Annotated in this window: 17 protein-coding genes; 6 read left to right on the forward strand and 11 right to left on the reverse strand. The window is 63.1% G+C overall.

Annotated features, from left to right (window positions below):
• Positions 1-63 precede the first annotated feature (63 nt).
• On the forward strand, positions 64-1671 hold the full coding sequence (nadB, locus tag ACLHZ1_RS11490) for an L-aspartate oxidase (protein ID WP_427262192.1): 1608 nt from the start codon (positions 64-66) through the stop codon (positions 1669-1671).
• A 56-nt stretch (positions 1672-1727) separates the two neighbouring features.
• Here nadB and ACLHZ1_RS11495 read toward each other — a convergent pair whose 3' ends face one another.
• Positions 1728-2120, reverse strand: coding sequence for a protein YgfX (locus tag ACLHZ1_RS11495; RefSeq protein ID WP_427262193.1), 393 nt, complete (start codon positions 2118-2120; stop codon positions 1728-1730).
• A 7-nt stretch (positions 2121-2127) separates the two neighbouring features.
• Positions 2128-2397 (reverse strand): succinate dehydrogenase assembly factor 2, encoded by a 270-nt coding sequence (locus tag ACLHZ1_RS11500; RefSeq protein ID WP_427262194.1) that lies wholly within the window; start codon positions 2395-2397, stop codon positions 2128-2130.
• Between the two features lie 118 nt (positions 2398-2515).
• Here ACLHZ1_RS11500 and ygfZ point away from each other — a divergent pair, with 118 nt between their 5' ends.
• Positions 2516-3421: a tRNA-modifying protein YgfZ gene (gene ygfZ, locus ACLHZ1_RS11505; RefSeq protein ID WP_427262220.1), complete on the forward strand. Its 906-nt coding sequence runs from the start codon at positions 2516-2518 to the stop codon at positions 3419-3421.
• Between the two features lie 70 nt (positions 3422-3491).
• On the opposite strand, the gene ACLHZ1_RS11510 is transcribed toward ygfZ, so the two are convergent.
• A complete protein-coding gene (locus ACLHZ1_RS11510; RefSeq protein WP_427262195.1) occupies positions 3492-4388 on the reverse strand; it encodes a LysR family transcriptional regulator in 897 nt (298 codons plus the stop codon).
• 134 nt (positions 4389-4522) lie between these two features.
• Here ACLHZ1_RS11510 and ACLHZ1_RS11515 point away from each other — a divergent pair, with 134 nt between their 5' ends.
• Positions 4523-4954 (forward strand): PACE efflux transporter, encoded by a 432-nt coding sequence (locus ACLHZ1_RS11515; protein ID WP_427262196.1) that lies wholly within the window; start codon positions 4523-4525, stop codon positions 4952-4954.
• A gap of 88 nt (positions 4955-5042) precedes the next feature.
• Here the strand turns inward: ACLHZ1_RS11515 and ACLHZ1_RS11520 are convergent, their stop codons facing one another.
• A complete protein-coding gene (locus ACLHZ1_RS11520) occupies positions 5043-6305 on the reverse strand; it encodes a dicarboxylate/amino acid:cation symporter (protein WP_427262197.1) in 1263 nt (420 codons plus the stop codon).
• A 773-nt stretch (positions 6306-7078) separates the two neighbouring features.
• Complete coding sequence (locus ACLHZ1_RS11525; protein WP_427262198.1) at positions 7079-7420, reverse strand: hypothetical protein; 342 nt, start codon at positions 7418-7420, stop codon at positions 7079-7081.
• A gap of 188 nt (positions 7421-7608) precedes the next feature.
• Between ACLHZ1_RS11525 and cutA the strand changes: the two genes are divergently transcribed.
• The 3 genes from cutA to ACLHZ1_RS11540 all read left to right on the forward strand — a co-directional run bounded on the left by cutA (position 7609) and on the right by ACLHZ1_RS11540 (position 10269).
• The gene (gene cutA, locus ACLHZ1_RS11530) at positions 7609-7926 is read left to right on the forward strand and encodes a divalent-cation tolerance protein CutA (protein WP_427262199.1); all 318 of its coding nucleotides are present in this window, start codon (positions 7609-7611) and stop codon (positions 7924-7926) included.
• Positions 7923-9701 (forward strand): protein-disulfide reductase DsbD, encoded by a 1779-nt coding sequence (locus tag ACLHZ1_RS11535; protein ID WP_427262200.1) that lies wholly within the window; start codon positions 7923-7925, stop codon positions 9699-9701. The genes cutA and ACLHZ1_RS11535 overlap by 4 nt, the downstream gene beginning before the upstream one ends.
• Positions 9702-9834: 133 nt before the next feature.
• Positions 9835-10269: a hypothetical protein gene (locus ACLHZ1_RS11540; protein WP_427262201.1), complete on the forward strand. Its 435-nt coding sequence runs from the start codon at positions 9835-9837 to the stop codon at positions 10267-10269.
• Between the two features lie 9 nt (positions 10270-10278).
• On the opposite strand, the gene ACLHZ1_RS11545 is transcribed toward ACLHZ1_RS11540, so the two are convergent.
• The 6 genes from ACLHZ1_RS11545 to hemE form a co-directional block, all read right to left on the reverse strand.
• Positions 10279-11583 (reverse strand): NAD(P)/FAD-dependent oxidoreductase, encoded by a 1305-nt coding sequence (locus ACLHZ1_RS11545; protein WP_427262202.1) that lies wholly within the window; start codon positions 11581-11583, stop codon positions 10279-10281.
• A gap of 156 nt (positions 11584-11739) precedes the next feature.
• Positions 11740-12819 carry a class II fructose-bisphosphate aldolase gene (fbaA, locus tag ACLHZ1_RS11550; RefSeq protein WP_427262203.1) on the reverse strand — a complete coding sequence of 360 codons (1080 nt, stop codon included), beginning with the start codon at positions 12817-12819 and terminating at the stop codon, positions 11740-11742.
• Between the two features lie 115 nt (positions 12820-12934).
• A complete protein-coding gene (locus ACLHZ1_RS11555; RefSeq protein ID WP_427262204.1) occupies positions 12935-14098 on the reverse strand; it encodes a phosphoglycerate kinase in 1164 nt (387 codons plus the stop codon).
• Positions 14099-14164: 66 nt separating this feature from the next.
• Positions 14165-15175: an erythrose-4-phosphate dehydrogenase gene (gene epd / locus ACLHZ1_RS11560; RefSeq protein WP_427262205.1), complete on the reverse strand. Its 1011-nt coding sequence runs from the start codon at positions 15173-15175 to the stop codon at positions 14165-14167.
• A 46-nt stretch (positions 15176-15221) separates the two neighbouring features.
• Positions 15222-16151 (reverse strand): ROK family protein, encoded by a 930-nt coding sequence (locus ACLHZ1_RS11565; protein WP_427262206.1) that lies wholly within the window; start codon positions 16149-16151, stop codon positions 15222-15224.
• Positions 16152-16335: 184 nt separating this feature from the next.
• Positions 16336-17403 (reverse strand): uroporphyrinogen decarboxylase, encoded by a 1068-nt coding sequence (hemE, locus tag ACLHZ1_RS11570; RefSeq protein ID WP_427262207.1) that lies wholly within the window; start codon positions 17401-17403, stop codon positions 16336-16338.
• Between the last annotated feature and the right edge of the window lie 25 nt (positions 17404-17428).

Raw genomic sequence — 17428 nt, forward strand, 5'->3', positions numbered from 1 at the left:
CTGCATCGTTACCCTCGCTTGGGCTACCATGGTGCCAGTTCTTTATCCAGGCCAATGATACTTATGAAAGCAAGTGTTGAATACCTTTGCGACGTGCTCATCATTGGCAGCGGTGCCGCCGGTCTGTCCCTCGCCTTGCGATTGGCAGATCAGGCCAAAGTCCTGGTTCTGAGCAAGGGGCCCATCAGTGAGGGGGCCACTCTCTATGCGCAAGGAGGCATCGCTGCCGTGTTTGACGAAACCGACAGCATCGAATCCCACGTCAGTGACACCCTCAACGCAGGCGCCGGCCTGTGCGACCCGGGTGTCGTCGAGTTCACCGCCCGCCATGCCCGCGACTCCATCCAGTGGCTGATCCAGCAGGGGGTCCCCTTCGATCAGGAGGAGGACGACCACGGCGAGCCCCACTACCACCTGACCCGGGAAGGGGGCCACAGCCATCGCCGCATCTTCCACGCGGCGGACGCCACCGGCAAGGCGGTGCAGACCACCCTGGTCGATCAGGTGCGCGCTCACCCCAATATCCAGCTGATGGAACGCTTCAACGCGGTCGACCTCATCACCACCCGCAAGCTGGGTCTGCCCGGTAACCGGGTGCTGGGCGCCTATGTCTGGAACCGCAACGCCGAACAGGTCGAGGTGATCCGCGCCCGCTTCGTGGCCCTGGCCACCGGCGGCGCCTCCAAGGTGTACCAGTACACCTCCAACCCGGACGTGAGCTCGGGGGATGGCATCGCCATGGCGTGGCGTGCCGGCTGCCGGGTGGCGAACCTGGAGTTCAACCAGTTCCATCCCACCAGCCTGTTCCACCCCGACGACCCCAACTTCCTGCTGACCGAGGCGCTGCGTGGCGAGGGCGCCTATCTGCGCCGCCCGGATGGCAGCCGTTTCATGGAAGATTTTGACGAGCGGGCCGAGCTGGCGCCGCGGGACATAGTGGCCCGCGCCATCGACCACGAGATGAAACGCCTGGGCGCCGACTGCATGTATCTGGACATCAGCCACAAGCCGAGCGATTTCATCATCAAGCACTTCCCGACCATTTATGAGCGCTGCATGGCGGTCGGCATCGACATCACCAAGGAGGCGATGCCCATCGTCCCGGCGGCCCACTACACCTGTGGCGGCGTGATGATAGACAACAACGGCCAGACCGTCATTCCCGGGCTCTATGCCATCGGCGAAGTGACCTATACCGGTCTGCACGGCGCCAACCGCATGGCCTCCAACTCCCTGCTCGAATGCGTGGTCTATGCCCACCAGGCGGGGGCCGACATCCTGGCCAAGCTGCCCATGAGCGTGGAGCCCCCCGCCCTGCCCGCCTGGGACGAGAGCCTGGTGGACGATTCGGACGAGCAGGTCGTTATCCAGCACAACTGGCACGAGCTGCGGCTGATGATGTGGGACTATGTGGGGATAGTGCGTACCAACAAGCGGCTCGAACGGGCCAAGCGCCGCATCGATCTGCTCAAGCAGGAGGTGCAGGAGTACTACGCCAACTTCCGGGTCTCCAACAACCTGCTGGAGCTGCGCAACCTGTTGCAGGTGGCCGAGCTCATCGTCAACTGCGCCCTGCAGCGCAAGGAGTCTCGCGGCCTGCACTACAACCTGGACTTCCCGGACATGCAGGCCAACCCCAAGCCGACCGTGTTGACCCCGGACAGGGATTGACCCGCAGCGCCATCACCACAGACCCCGCCGAGTGCGGGGTCTGTCATTCTGGCCAGTCAGCGGTTCCCCGTGCGGGCCGGATTGAGGTGCACGGCCCGGGCCAGGGCGCGATAGTGTTCAGGGGCCAGGGTGTCGGCGAACAACCAGAGCCTGGCTTGTCCGCCCTGCTCCCCCAGCAACTGGAGCCAGAGCGCGCCGGGCAGGATGCAGCTGCGCGGCCCGATCCGGTAGCGCCCGCCCTGCCAGCTCAGCCACTCCCGCTCCCAGAGCAGTGGCGCGCTCACCCGGCGCGACTGGCGCAGGGCCAGGGCCAAGCCCAGGGCCCAGATCGGCAGAAACAGTCCCCACAAGCCGCCCTGGATCAGGGCTGACACCGGCCAGAGCATCCCCAAGAACAGCGCCAGCAGACAGAGCTGCTGGCGCCGGGAGACGATGACGGGGATCTGCATGGCGACCTTACAACTTGGCGTCGTGGCGGGCCTGATTGCGCGCCAGGATCAGGGGGATCATGGCGGCGAAATCGGGATCGTCCGGCACCCCGTGGCCCATGCTCCAGCGAAACAGCTCGGGATCTTCGCACGCCAGCAGACGGATGAAGGTCTGCTGCTCGGCGTCGCTCAGGGAGTCGAACTCGTGTTCGAAAAAGGGCATAAAGATCACATCCAGCTCGAGCATGCCACGGCGGCAGGCCCACTTCAGGCGGGATTTCTCGATGGGGCTCAACATGGCTCTCTCCTTACAAAGACCCGAGGATGGTAACAGCAGGATTTTCCGGCTGACAAACATTCCTTACGTCTTTACCATGCAGGTCACATACTTTTGTCTCAGGAATGCGATCGTGAGCCTGCAAGCCCCTGTTTTCCCTGCCGAGCCTACCCAATTCCCCCTGACCGATCTGGCCCTGGTCCGCCTCACCGGCGAAGAGAGAGCCAAATACCTGCAAGGTCAGGTCACCTGCGACGTCAATGCCCTCCTCCCCGGCCAGAGCACCCTGGGCGGCCATTGCGATGCCAAGGGCAAGCTGTGGGGTGATTTTCGCCTCTACTGCCTGCAAGAGAGCCTGCTGTTGCAGACCAAGGCCTCCCTGCTGGCGCGCCAGTTGCCGGAGCTCAAAAAATTTGCCGTGTTCGCCAGGGTCGATATCCAGCCGTGCGACTGGACCAGCCTGGCCATCGCGGGCACGGGCACAGATGCCTGGGTCGCCGCCGAGTTCGGCCTCAGCGACAGTGGCCTCATTACTCAGGGCATGGCGGTGCGTGTCGCCCCCGACCGCTGGTTGCTGGTGAGCGAGCAGGATCCCGCCCTGGCCCTGCCGAGTGCCCCCCAGGATCTCTGGTGGGCTCTGGACATAGCCGCCGGCATCCCCCACCTGGAGGCGGTCCATCAGGGGGAGTACATTCCCCAGATGATCAACCTGCAGGCCCTCGGCGGCATCAGCTTCACCAAGGGCTGCTACATGGGCCAGGAGACGGTGGCCCGCGCCAAGTATCGCGGCGCCAGCAACCGCGCCCTGTTCGTGCTGGCCGGCGAGGTGAGCACCGCAGTCGCCAGCGGCGATACCCTGGAGCGGCAACTCGGCGAGAACTGGCGCCGCAGCGGCCTGGTGCTCAATGCCTGGCAGCAGGATGGCCGAGTCTGGCTCACCGCCGTGCTGCCCAAGGATACCGAGGCCGACGCCCTGTTTCGCCTCAAGCAGGAGGAGGGGTCACGGCTGCACCTGCAACCCCTGCCCTACGCGCTGGACGACTGAGCAGCCCCACCCGAACCAAGGCCCGCGAGGGCCTTTTTGCTGCCCCACCCGGCGCTGAAACCGACGCCGTTTACCCCCTGAACACCTGGCGGGCATGGGTCACCAGCGCCTCCCTGAGCCAGCGGCCCGCCGGCCCCAGCGGCTGATCCCGCCGCCACAGCAGCTCCAGTCCCATGCTCCACTGCTGCTCGAGAAAGTCCACCGGCAGCAGCACCACCTCCCCCCTGGCCAGGGGCCCTTGCAGCAGGTATTCGGGCACGGAACCCCAGCCCAGGCCGCGCTTGATGAGCTCGAGCACGCCCCAGTCTCCCTCCACCCACCAGACGCTCGGGGCGAAGCGAAAACGCTCCCGCTCCCCGCCGCCCCGCTGGCCGGTGACCATCAGCTGACGCTCCCCCTTGAGATCGCCGAGCCCGACCCGCGCCAACCGGGCCAGGGGGTGATCCGGCGCCACCACGATAGGCAGGCGCAGGCGCCCCAGGGCATGAAACTCCAGATCTCGGCTCGCTTGCAGCCGCTCGTAACTGATGCCGAGCTGGGCCCGTCCCTCCCGCAGCAGATGGGTCAGATCCTCGAGCATGGGGAACAGCAGCTCCAGCTCGATGGCGGGGAAGGTCTGGGCGAAGCGATCCAGCACCTCGGCGACCCAGGGCAGCTGGGAGTCGTCGTCGATGGCCAGGGTCAGCCTGGCCTCGACCCCGCCATGGAGCTCGTGGGCCACCGCCTGCAACTGCTCGCTGCTGGCGAGCACGGCCCTGGCCTCCACCAGCAGCCGCTCACCGGCCGCCGTCAGCACCGGATAGCGGCCACGGCGATCGAACAGTTCGACCCCCAGATCTATCTCCAGATTGGCGATGGCGCTGCTCACCACGGATTGCGCCTTGCCGAGACGGCGGGCCGCGGCGGAGAAAGAGCCCGTCTCGGCCGCCGCCAGCAGGGCCTTGAGCTGTTCCAAAGAGAGATTCATGGGGAGATTCCTTGCCAGTGATGGCCCAGCATCAGGCCATGATGTATCTACAAAACAGATGGATAACAACGTGAAACTATCGCAGTTTAGCGATAGATTTCTGCCCATATCAACACCTGAAAAGAGAGATAGAGATGCGTACCGTCCGTGATCGCCTGCGCCACGCCATCGGCTTTGAATTGATTGGCCTGCTGATCGCCGCCCCCCTCGCCAGCTGGTTGACCGGGGTGGCACTGAGCCACATGGGGCCACTGGCCCTCTTCTTCTCCGTGCTGGCCACCCTCTGGAACTATGTCTACAACCTCGGATTTGACCGCTTGCTGCAACAACGCCAGGGTCACACGAGCAAGAGCCTGTGGCAGCGGGTCTGGCACGCCATCGGGTTCGAAGGGGGCCTGCTGACCGTGGCCCTGCCCGCCATGGCCTGGTGGCTGGAGATCAGCCTGCTGGAGGCCCTGGTGCTGGATCTGGGGTTCGTACTCTTCTATCTGATCTATGCCTTCGTCTACAACCTGCTCTACGACAGGGTCTTCCCCATCCCGGTTCAGACGGCGCAGGGCATCTGACCCCATAGCCGCCATGCAAAAAGGTCCACCCCGAGGTGGACCTTTCGATGGCCTTGCCCAGCCGTTCAGCAGGGCCAGTGGCGCGCTATCAGGCGACCGCCTGCCCGGGCTGAGCCTCTTCCACCCCTATGCCATTCTCGGACTTGGCCACCACCACGCAGACTGCGGTATCCCCCACCACGTTGGAGGAGGTGCAGAACATGTCATTGATGCGATCCACCGCCATGATGATGGCGAGCGCCTCCATGGGCAGGCCGAGCTGCATCAGCATCACCCCTATCATGACCACGCCACCGCCTGGCACGCCCCCCGCGCCGATGGAGAGGATCAGCACGGTGAAGCCGATGGAGAGCAGATCCGCGCTGTTGATGCTGACCCCGGTGGCGTTGGCCACGAACAGGGTCGCCAGGGTGATGTAGATGGAGACACCGGACATGTTCATGGTGGCACCGAGCGGTACGCCGAAGCCCGCGATGGACTTGCTCACCCCAAACTTCTCGGTCAGGGTGCGCATGGTCACCGGAATGGTGGCGTTGGAGCTGGCGGTGGACAGGGAGAAGAGCACCTGCTCGCGGGTCTTGCGACGAAACTCGGAGGGCTTGATCCCGGTCAGCAACCAGACCAGCAGCGGATAGATCAGGAAGATCCAGCCCACCAGCATGGCCACCACCAGCAACACATAACTGGCCACCGACATCAGGGTATCGGCCGCCATGGTGGCGCCCAGCTGCACCATGAGGGCGAACACGCCGTACGGTGCCAGCTTCATCACCAGACCCACCAGCTTCATCATCACCTCGTTGGCGATGCGAAACGCGTTGACCGCCGGGCCACCGCGCTTGTCCAGGGCCTGAATGGCCAGCCCGGTCAGGATCGCCATGAAGATGATCTGCAGCATGTCGCCGGAGGCGAACGCCTGGATCGGGTTGCTCGGCACTATGTTCATGATCATCTTGCCGATGTCAGGAGTGCTGGTGTTGCCTATGTCCACCGCCTCTGCGGCCAGGGGCAGATGGGCTCCCAGACCGGGTTGCAGCAGCAGGCCCACCGTCAGGGCGGCCGTGATGGCCAGCACAGTGTTGCCGATGTAGAGCAGCAGTGTCTTGGTGCCGAGGCGACCGAAACTCGCCACGTCCTTCAGCTCGCACACCCCGCAGACGATGGAGATGTAGACCAGGGGGATGACCATCAGCTTGATCAGGGAGACGAACATGCCCCCTATACCGCTGGCGCTGCCGACGACCCAGGTATCCAGCAACGGCTGGCCGGGGAAGAGATACTGGATGGCACTGCCCAGCACCAGGCCGGCAAACAGGCCGACGAAGATGCGGGACGAGAGAGACTTATCCATGGGACTGCTCCTGTGTGTGATTGTCTGTCTTGTATTGTTTTTGTAGTCAATATCACTGCCGTGATCCGACGAAAGCAGACTCTACACCCAAGAAACATTTTTGCTACAAATGGTATATATCACTATTAAAGCCTGTGACATGGATCAAATGTTCAGCATTTACCGCCACTTCTGGCATAAAAACAGAGTTTTGACTCAAACAAAGCCATGAACGCACCAACCTATAAATTTGTTTAAAAGATGAAATATTAGATACAACACAAGATTTAACACCAATAAAGCATGGTGCATATGCTGAATTTGTTCTGCATTACGGTATTAAGTGTCGCCGACAGGGGCGGGATCCCGGACGCCCAACAGGCAGGCTGTATGACAGTGCAATATGCTGCCATAACGCCTCCTGCTAGCAACCTGGCAAGATAAAGGTCCCGAAGCAGAAAGCCAGGCAGGGGATATGGCCGCCATGGACGTCAAGCCCCGGATAAGTGCCGCGCCAGACATGGCTGAGTCAAACACGCACCAAAAGTGAAGGGGATTAGTCAGGTGCCATGCACAAGATGGCAGAGTCAAACACGCGCCCAAGGTGAAGGGGCTCGGCAGGTGCTGTGCACAAGAGGGCAGAGGAAAACGCGCGCCAAAGGTGAAGGGGCTCGGCAGGTGCTGTGCAAAAGAGGGCAGAGGAAAACGCGCGCCAAAGGTGAAGGGGCTCGGCAAACGCCGATGAGGGGAAGTACGGCCAGAGGCAGCGACTGCCTCTGGCTCGGGGAGAGGGATCAGGCCTGGGCAGTGGCGAGGGGAGCCTCTTCTTGCTGCGCACTCGCTTCCTTGCCCGAAACGGCGGCGATCTCCTGCTGGTACTGACTCAGCAGGCGCTGGGCCGCCACCATGTCCCCCTTGTGCAAGCGCTCGAACAGATGATGCTGGACCACGCCGCTCAGGTATTCGACCGTGATGGGCTGCTCCAGGGTTTCCAGCAGCTCTTCCTTGCCCAGTTCGGCATTGATCTCGTCCGCACAGCTGCGCAGCAGGCCCGACAACTGGGTCAACATCCGGCGCTCGCCATCGCGTAGCAGGCTCAGCATGCGAGTCTTCTGCTGCTCGTTCTGTTGGGTCATACATATCCTTACGTCTAGGGGAACAGGCCCGCTCATTCTGCCCTGTCCGCTCAAGAGCGTCCATCCCCGCCCGGCACTCTTATTTGCCCTCGGACAGCGTGTGCCCTGTTGTGCTTTTTGGGGCGCATCTCGGTATAGTGAAAGGAGCCCGCACGTCCTGTCGAACGACCCACGGAGACCCTTTCCCCATGACGGATGCCATCTTGCTGCTCTGTACCTGCCCGGATCAGGCGAGCGCCGACCTCATCAGCGAGCAGCTGCTCGAACGCCGCCTCGCGGCCTGCATCAACCAGCTGCCCGGGGTTCGCTCCCTCTACCGCTGGCAGGGGAAGATTGAGCGCGCCAGCGAGATCCAGCTCATCATCAAGTCCCGCATGCCGCTGTTTGCCGCCATCGAGCAGGCGATCCTGGCCCTGCATCCCTATGACACCCCAGAGCTGATCACGCTGCCCGTCACGGGCGGCCATGGGCCCTATCTTGACTGGCTGACACAGGAAACCTCATGATCCGCCTCCTCTCCCCGCTCCTGCTGCTCACCGCCCTGCTGACCGCCCTGGCCCCCACCCTCGCCAAGGCCAATGTGGATCCCCTCGCCTTGCTCGGCCTGGGCCAGCAGGCCCCCCGCTTTCTCAAGGTCGATCAGGCTTTCGTGCTCGATGCCGTGCAAGAGGGGGCCCAACTGACGGTGCGCCTGCAGATTGCCGAGGGTTACTACCTCTATCGTCACCGCTTCGCCTTCAAGGGGGAGAACGCCGACTTTGCCCCCCCGGCGCTGCCCCCGGGCACGGACCATGAGGATGACTTCTTCGGCAAGACCCAGGTCTACTACCAGCAGGTGGCGATCCCGCTGCAACTCACCCGGGTCGATGAGCTGGGCCGGCTGCACATCAGCTATCAGGGCTGTACCGAGGGGCTCTGCTATCCCCCCACCGACCAGGTGATCGACCTGAGCCCCCTCGCCGCCCCAAACGAGCCGACGCGCCAGCCCGATCCCCAAGTCGGCGCCGCCACGCAGGATGCCCCCGCCAGCCAGCAGGACAGGCTGGCCGCCGCCCTCGGCAGCCAGGGCTTCTGGCTAAGCGTCGCCGCCTTCTTCGCCCTGGGGCTGGGACTCGCCTTCACCCCCTGCGTCTTCCCCATGTATCCCATCCTGACCGGCATCATCGCCGGTGCCGGCCGTCTCTCCACCCGCCGCGCCTTCCTGCTCTCCTTCGTCTATGTGCAGGGGATGGCGCTCACCTACACCCTGCTCGGACTGGTGGTGGCCTCGGCTGGCCTGCAATTCCAGGCGGCGCTGCAGCACCCCTATGTGCTGATCGGCCTCTCCGTCATGTTCGTGCTGCTCGCCCTCTCCATGTTCGGCCTCTACAACCTGCAGCTGCCGAGCAGCCTGCAAACCCGTCTCTCGGGCTTCTCCAACCGCCAGCAGGGCGGCTCCGTGGCCGGTGTCGCCATCATGGGTGCTATCTCGGGACTGGTTTGCTCCCCCTGCACCACGGCGCCCCTCTCCGGCGCCCTCATCTACGTGGCCCAGAGCGGCGATCTCTGGCTCGGCGCGGCGGCCCTCTACGCCCTGTCGCTGGGCATGGGGCTGCCCCTGTTGCTGCTCGGCACCTCAGGGGGCAAGCTGCTGCCCAGGGCGGGCGCCTGGATGGATGTGGTCAAGCAGCTGTTTGGTTTTGCCCTGCTGGCGGTGCCCATCCTGCTGCTCTCCAGGCTGTGGAGCGATCAGGTCACCACCCTGGCCTGGCTCGGCTTGGGATTGGCGCTGTGTGGCTACCTCTATCATCACAATCAGGGGACCGAACATGGCCTTGGCAAGAGCCTTCGCGGCTTCGCGCTGCTGCTGGCCATGATGGGCGCCGTGGTCGCGGGCAAGGAGCTGCTGCTGCCGACCCCGACCGGTGCTAGCGCCGAGATCCAGGCCCCCCGGTTTATCCCCATCAAGACCCTGGACGATCTCAAGGTGCAACTGGCCGCCGCCCGCGGCAAGCCGGTGCTGCTGGATCTCTACGCCGACTGGTGCGTGGCCTGCAAGGAGTTCGAGCACAAGACCTTCAGCGACCCCGAGGTGCGGGCGCGCTTCGACGAGATGATGCTGCTCCAGGCGGACGTCACCGCCAACGACGATGCCGATGTGGATCTGCTCAACGGCCTCAACGTACTGGGGCTACCGACCCTCATCTTTTTCGATCGCGAGGGCAACGAGGTGAGTGGCCAGCGGGTGACCGGCTTTATGGGGCCCACCAAGTTTTTGGGTCGGCTCGACAAGTTGCGCTGAAGGCCATTGGCCCGGAGTTAACTGCTCCGGGCCATACTCGCGGCTAGCCACTGATTTTTCTGACAATCCCTTGTATATGACCGGCAGCGTGGCAAAATTCGCCCTTTCCCGTCCCGCATCGTCCGGAGTCTTGATGAAAAAGTGGTTCATCCCCCTGCTGACCCTCTGGCTGGTCGCCTGTAGCGCAGGACCCGCCGTCGATGAGATCGAAGGCCAGATCAGGGCCAGGCTCCACGGGAGCACCGATGCCCAGCTGTTTGATATCAGTGATTTTCAGGTGCTGGACCAGGCGCAGCGAGAGGAAGGCGTCTATCTCGTCAGCGTCAGCTACCGGATCCATTTCAAGCAGGGACTGGCAGAGCTCCGGGTGCTGCAGGACGAGGATCTGGTCTATGACAGAGCCGGCCCCTTCCAGCAGGAGCTGGGGCTGATGGAACTGGAGCGCAAGTATGGCGAGTTCGAGGCCGGTCAGGTGCTGGCCCGGCAGGCCCAGGTGTGGATGGTCAAGACGGAGCAGGGCTGGCGCCTGGCCGAACCCGTCCAGGACAGCCAGCGTCCAGCCGCCTGATCCCCTGATCTAGAGCAGATCCTTCATCCTGTGCCACAGCATCCCCAGCGCCAGCAGCGGGGAGCGCAGCGCCGGGCCGCCGGGGAAGCTCATGTGGGGCACGCGGCTGAATAGATCGAAACCCCGACTCTCCCCCCTGATCGCCTCCGCCACCAGCTTGCCCGCCATGTGGGTGGCATTGAGGCCGTGTCCCGAGTAAGCCTGGGCATAGAACACATTGGCGTGATCCGGCAGACGGCCTATCTGGGGCAGCCGGTTGGCGCCAATGCCTATCATGCCCCCCCACTGGAACTCGATGGCGGTATCCGCAAGCTCGGGGAAGACCCGCAGCAGCTTGGGCAACATGAAGGCCTTTATATCGTGAGGGTCACGGCCGGAATAGTTGCAGGCGCCGCCAAACAGCAGGCGACCGTCCGCCGACAACCGGTAGTAGTCGAGCGCCACGTTCTGATCGCACACCGCCATGTTCTGCGGCAGCAAGCGCTGACGCAGCCGCTTCTCCAGCACTTCGGTGGCGAGGATGTAGGAGCCGGCCGGCAGCACTTTTCCCCCGAGATCGGGTTGGAGGTCGCCCAGGTAGGCATTGCAGCCAATCACCAGATAATCGGCACTGACCCGGCCATGGGCCGTGGTGACGCTCACCCTGCTGCCATGATCGATGCGGCTCACTCTGGAGTGCTCGAACAGGGAGACGCCGAGGCTGGCCGCCGCGCGCGCCTCCCCCAGGGCCAGGTTGAGGGGGTGAAGGTGGCCGGAGCCCATGTCGATCATCCCGCCGATGTAGCGATCCGACCCCACCACGCTATGGATATCCTCCCGCGCCACCAGCTTCAGCTCGTGCCGGTAACCCAGGCTCGCCAGGTGCTGTGCATCCTCCTCGAACCCTTTCAGGTGGCGCGCCTTGGTGGCGAGATCGCAGTAGCCCCAGGTGAGATCGCAGTCGATGTCGAAGCGCTCGACCCGCTCGCGCACCAACTGCACCGCCTCGATCCCCATCCGGTCCAGCTCCCTCACCCCCTCCTCGCCGATGTAACGGGCGAACTGGCTGGTATCGTGGCCGATGCCGCGAATAAGCTGGCCGCCGTTGCGCCCGGACGCCCCCCAGCCGATGCGGTTGGCCTCCAGCAGCACCACCTTGTAACCGGCCTCGGCCAGGTCGATGGCGGTGTTGAGACCGGTGAAACCGCCACCGATGACGCAGACGTCGGCATCCAGCTCACCGCTGAGCTCGGGCCACTGCTGCGTGTCGTTGCGGGTGGCCGCGTAATAGGAGGCCACGTGCTCCTGATGTCCGTTCTGCTTTCCTGCCTGCATGCTCAGCGTCCTGCCTTGGTTGCAAATCGTTTAATAAAATAAGCAAACTTGCTTCGATAATACCCAGATAGCCCCCCGCAGGCCAACCCGAGTGGATCACAGAAACGCAAAAGGCGCCCCGAAGGGCGCCTTTTCATGCGATCGAGCTGCGGTGAATTACAGTACGTCGATGGCGTTCAGGTCGGAGAAGGCTTTCTCCAGACGAGCAATCATGGAAGTCTGACCGGCACGTACCCAGACACGCGGATCGTAGAACTTCTTGTTCGGCTTGTCGGCACCTTCCGGGTTGCCCAGCTGACCCTGCAGGTAGGCTTCGTTGGCCTTGTAGAAGCCCAACACGCCTTCCCAGGTCGCCCACTGGGTGTCGGTGTCGATGTTCATCTTCACCACGCCGTAGGAGATGGATTCGCGGATCTCTTCCAGGGTGGAACCTGAGCCACCGTGGAACACGAAGTCCAGGGACTTGGCGGGCAGATCGAACTTCTCGGAGACGTACTTCTGGGAAGCGTCCAGGATGGACGGGGTCAGCTTGACGTTACCCGGCTTGTACACACCGTGCACGTTGCCGAAGGAGGCAGCGATGGTGAAGCGCGGGCTGATCTTGGACAGACGCTCGTAAGCATAGGCCACGTCTTCCGGCTGGGTGTACAGGGAAGATTGATCCAGGTGGCTGTTGTCCACGCCGTCTTCTTCGCCGCCGGTGCAACCCAGTTCCAGCTCCAGGGTCATGTTCAGCTTGGCCATGCGGGTCAGGTATTCACAGCAGATGTCGATGTTCTCTTCCAGAGACTCTTCGGACAAGTCCAGCATGTGGGAGGAGAACAGCGGCTTGCCGGTTTCGGCGAAGTGCTTCTCGCCCGCGTCCAGCAGACCGTCGATCCACGGCAGCAGCTTCTTGGCGGCGTGGTCGGTGTGCAGGATCACCGGAACACCGTAGGCTTCGGCCACGGCGTGCACGTGCTTGGCACCGGAGATGGCACCCAGGATGGCGGCTTGCTGGCCTTCCAGCTTCAGGCCCTTGCCGGCGGTGAACACGGCACCGCCGTTGGAGAACTGAACGATGACCGGAGCCTTCACCTTGGCAGCTGCTTCCAGCACGGCGTTGACGGAGTCGGTACCGACGCAGTTGACTGCCGGCAGTGCGAAGCCGTTCTCTTTGGCGATGGCGAAGACTTTCTGAACGTCATCACCAGTGATCACGCCGGGTTTTACGAAGTCGAAAATTTTCTTAGACATGTTAATCGTCCTGTTCTCGTATGCCGTTAATAAAAAATGGGGGGTTCATCATGAACCGGCACAGCGGCCACATGATAAACGAAACGGGAGGCTTTTGCCCCCCGTTCCGGGTCAATTAGGCCTTGGCGCGCTGTTCCAGCATGGCGACGGCCGGCAGTACCTTGCCTTCTACGAACTCCAGGAAGGCGCCGCCGCCGGTGGAGATGTAGGAGACCTTGTCGGCGATGCCGAACTTGTCGATGGCGGCCAGGGTGTCACCACCGCCAGCGATGGAGAAGGCCGGAGAAGCGGCGATGGCTTCGGCGATCACCTTGGTGCCTTCAGCGAACTGGTCGAACTCGAACACGCCGACCGGGCCGTTCCACAGTATGGTCTTGGCGTTCATGATGATGTCGGCCAGGGCCTTGGCGGAGTCAGGGCCGATGTCGAAGATCATGTCGCCGTCGGTCACGTCGGACACGGACTTGATGGTGGCCGGAGTGGATTCGGAGAACTCGCTACCCACGACCACGTCTGTGGTCACCGGAATGTTGGTCTCGGCAGCCAGCTTCTTGGCGGTGTCGATCAGATCGTGTTCGCACAGGGACTTGCCGACGTTGTGGCCGGCAGCGGCGATGAAGGTGTTGGCGATGCCGCCACCAACCACCAGCTGGTCAGCAATCTTGGACAGAGACTCCAGCACGGTCAGCTTGGTGGAGACCTTGGAGCCGCCGACGATGGCAACCATGGGGCGCTCGGGCTTGAGCATGGCCTTGCCCAGGGCGTCCAGTTCACCGGCCAGCAGAGGACCTGCACAGGCAACAGGGGCGAACTGGGCCACACCGTAGGTGGAGCCTTCGGCGCGGTGAGCAGTACCGAATGCATCCATTACAAAGACGTCACACAGGGCGGCGTATTTCTTGGCCAGCTCTTCGGTGTTCTTCTTCTCGCCCTTGTTGAAGCGGCAGTTTTCCAGCACGACCAGCTCACCGGCGGCAACCTCTACGCCATCCAGGTAATCCTTGGCCAGGCGGACCGGGCAGGACAGTGCGTCTTTCAGATAGTTGACAACCGGAGCCAGGGAGAATTCTTCGTTGTATTCACCCTCGGTCGGACGACCCAGGTGGGAGGTGATCATCAGCTTGGCGCCCTTTTCCAGAGCCAGCTTGATGGTCGGCAGGGTCGCCACAATACGTGCGTCGGAAGTGACCTTGCCATCTTTTACCGGCACGTTCAGGTCAGCACGGATCAGAACGCGTTTACCCGCCAGATCCAGGTCGGTCATCTTGATAACAGACATATTCAGTCCTCTATATATTTTCAGGTAATGTTAAAAAAACAGTAACCTTGCGCCCGGTGCAGGCCCTCAGCCTGCGGCCATCATGGCCCGGGTGGTATCCAGCATGCGGTTGGCGAAGCCCCATTCGTTATCACACCACATCAACATCTTGACGAGGTTGGCATCGCTCACCCGGGTCTGGGTACCATCGATGATGCAGGAGTGTGCATCATGATTGAAGTCTACGGAGACCAGCGGCTCTTCCGTGTAGTCCAGGATACCCTGTAATGTACCTCTGGATGCCCGTTGCAGGGCTTGATTTACGTCACTAACCGTCACTTTTTTACGAACAGTAATGCTCAGATCCATGGCGGTGACGTTGATGGTCGGCACCCGCACCGCGATCGCCTCGAACTTGCCGGCGAAGTGGGGCAGGATCCGCTCCAGCCCCTTTGCCAGCTTGGTATCCACCGGGATGATGGACTGGCTGGCGGCCCGGGTTCGCCGCAAGTCGCTGTGGTAGGCATCGATGACTTGCTGGTCGTGCATGGCCGAATGAATTGTCGTAATAGTACCACAATTTATCTCGAATTCTCGATGCAATGTTTCGATGACGGGGACCACGCAGTTGGTGGTGCAGGAGGCATTGGAGACGATCCGCTCCCGTCCCGTCAGGGTCTGGTGGTTGACCCCGTAGACGATGGTGGCATCCACATCCGCATCCGCCGGATGGGAGAAGAGCACCTTGCCCGCCCCCGCATTCAGATGGCGCTCGGCATCGGCCCGGGAGCCGAATACCCCGGTGCAGTCCAGCACCACGTCCACCCCCAGCGCCCGCCAGGGCAGATTGGCCGGATCCCGCTCGGCGAACAGGGCGATCAGGTCTTGCCCCACCTGCATGCTGCTGCCCGCCAGCTGTACCGGATGGGCGAAGCGGCCATGGCTGGTGTCGAAGCGGGTGAGGTGCACCATGGCCTCGGGGGCCGCCAGCTCGTTGATGGCGACTATCTTGATGCTCTTGTCACGGCCGCTCTCGTAGAGGGCGCGCAGCACGTTTCGACCGATGCGGCCATAGCCGTTGATGGCAATCTTGATCATGGAAATTGAGTGTCCTTACCTGCGACGAAGAGAAGATGGGGAGGCATCATGAGAGCTGCGCCTCCCGGAAGGTGCCACGGGCCAGCAGCGCGGCGCCGAATACCCCGGCGCTGTCCCCCAGGGCCGGCGCTATCATGGGGGTGGCGAAACGGGGGTTGAACAGGAAGGGCAATAGGGTCTCCCGCCCGGCGCGATAGAGGCTCTGCACGTTGCCCACGCCGCCGCCGATGACGATGACGTCCGGATCCAGAATGTTGACCACGTTGGCGAGGGCCTGGCCAAACAGCAGGTGCAACCTGTCCAGGGTGAGCCTGGCCACATGATCGTGGGCGCTGGCCGCCGCTATCTGGGCCAGAGACAGATGGCGCCTGGCCTTGGCTTCATACCAGGCCTCCAGCGCCGGACCGCTGATGAGGGTTTCGACGCAGCCCCGTTTGCCGCAGTAGCACTCGGGACCGTCGGGGGAGAGCATGTTGTGGCCCCACTCCCCGGCGATACCGTGATGGCCGTTGAGGATCTGGCCGTTGATGACGATGCCAGCCCCAACCCCGGTGCCCATGATGATGCCGAACACCACTTTCGCATCGGGATGGTGCTGACGCACAGCCCCCAGGTGAGTCTCCGCCAGGGCGAAGCAGTTGGCGTCGTTGGCGATGAGCACGGGTACGCCCAGCCTGCGCGCCAGATCTTCCTTGAGCGGCTTGCCGTTGAGCTCTGTGGTGTTGCAGTTCTTCATCAGCCCGGTCTGGGGATCCCGCGCCCCCGGCGTGCCCATGCCGATGAGCGCAGGGCGCTGGCCGAGCCGCTCGGCGCACTCGTTCACCAGCTTGGCAAGCTGATCGAGAATGTGTTCGTAACCGCCACGGCGTTCGGTGGGAATGCGATGGCGCAGCAGCACCTCGTCGCCGTCGAGCACCACACATTCGCACTTGGTCCCGCCAAGGTCGATGCCCCAATCCCATTCACCCTTGCCCATCCTGCCTCCTGCCATGTTCAACGCCACCCTCCGGTCGTCGGGAGGCGCACGCACCCATCCTGTCCGCGACCCTGTTCAATGGTGGTGCAGTGTAACCCGAGCGGTGACCAGGATGCAGCCCCCGCGAGGCCGGGTAGCAAAACGGGGCCCGCAGGCCCCGTTCTCATTGTGCTGTCTGCCGCGCTCAGCGGCCGTGGTACCGCGCCGACAGCTCGTGCACCGCGTTGACGAACACGCCGGCGTGCTCGGGATCCACATCCTGATGGATGCCGTGGCCCAGGTTGAAGACGTGGCCGTTGCCGCTGCCAAAGCCCGCCAAAATGGTGGCGACCTCTTCGCGAATACGCTCAGGCGCGGCGTAGAGCATGGAGGGATCCATGTTGCCCTGCAGCGCCACCTTGTCGCCGACCCGGCGCTTGGCGTCCGCGATGTCGATGGTCCAGTCCAGCCCCATGGCATCGCAGCCGGTGGCGGCGATCTGCTCCAGCCACTGGCCGCCGTTCTTGGTGAACAGGGTGACCGGCACGCGGCGCCCCTCATTTTCACGGATCAGGCCATCGACGATCTTGTGCATGTACTGCAGGGAGAAGTCGCGGTAATCCCGCGGGGTCAGCACGCCGCCCCAGGTGTCAAACACCATGACGGACTGGGCACCTGCCTTGATCTGGGCATTGAGGTAGGCAATCACGCTGTCCGCCAGCTTGTCCAGCAGCAGGTGCAGGGTCTTGGGCTCTGCGCACATCATCTGCTTGATCTTGGTGAAGGCCTTGGAGCTGCCCCCCTCCACCATGTAGGTGGCCAGGGTCCAGGGGCTGCCGGAGAAACCGATCAGCGGCACCTCGCCCTTGAGCTCGCGGCGGATGGTGCGCACCGCATTCATCACGTAGCCCAGCTCATCTTCCGGATCTGGGATGGGCAGCGCCTGCACGTCGGCCATGGACTGGATGGGGCGCTCGAAGCGGGGGCCTTCCCCGTGCTCGAAGTAGAGGCCCAGCCCCATGGCATCGGGCACGGTCAGGATGTCGGAGAAGAGGATGGCGGCATCGAGGGGGTAGCGGCGCAGGGGCTGCAGGGTGACCTCACAGGCCAGCTCGGCGTTGCGGCACAGGGACATGAAATCCCCCGCGACGGCGCGGGTCGCCTTGTATTCCGGTAGATAGCGGCCAGCCTGGCGCATCATCCATACCGGGGTCATGTCCACGTCCTGGCGCAGCAGGGCGCGCAGGTATCGATCGTTTTTCAGCTCTTTCATCCCAGTTCCTGAGTCGTGTCACGCA

Origin of the sequence: Aeromonas sobria, assembly GCF_050266975.1 — a bacterium.
Taxonomy (GTDB): Bacteria; Pseudomonadota; Gammaproteobacteria; order Enterobacterales; family Aeromonadaceae; genus Aeromonas; species Aeromonas sobria_B.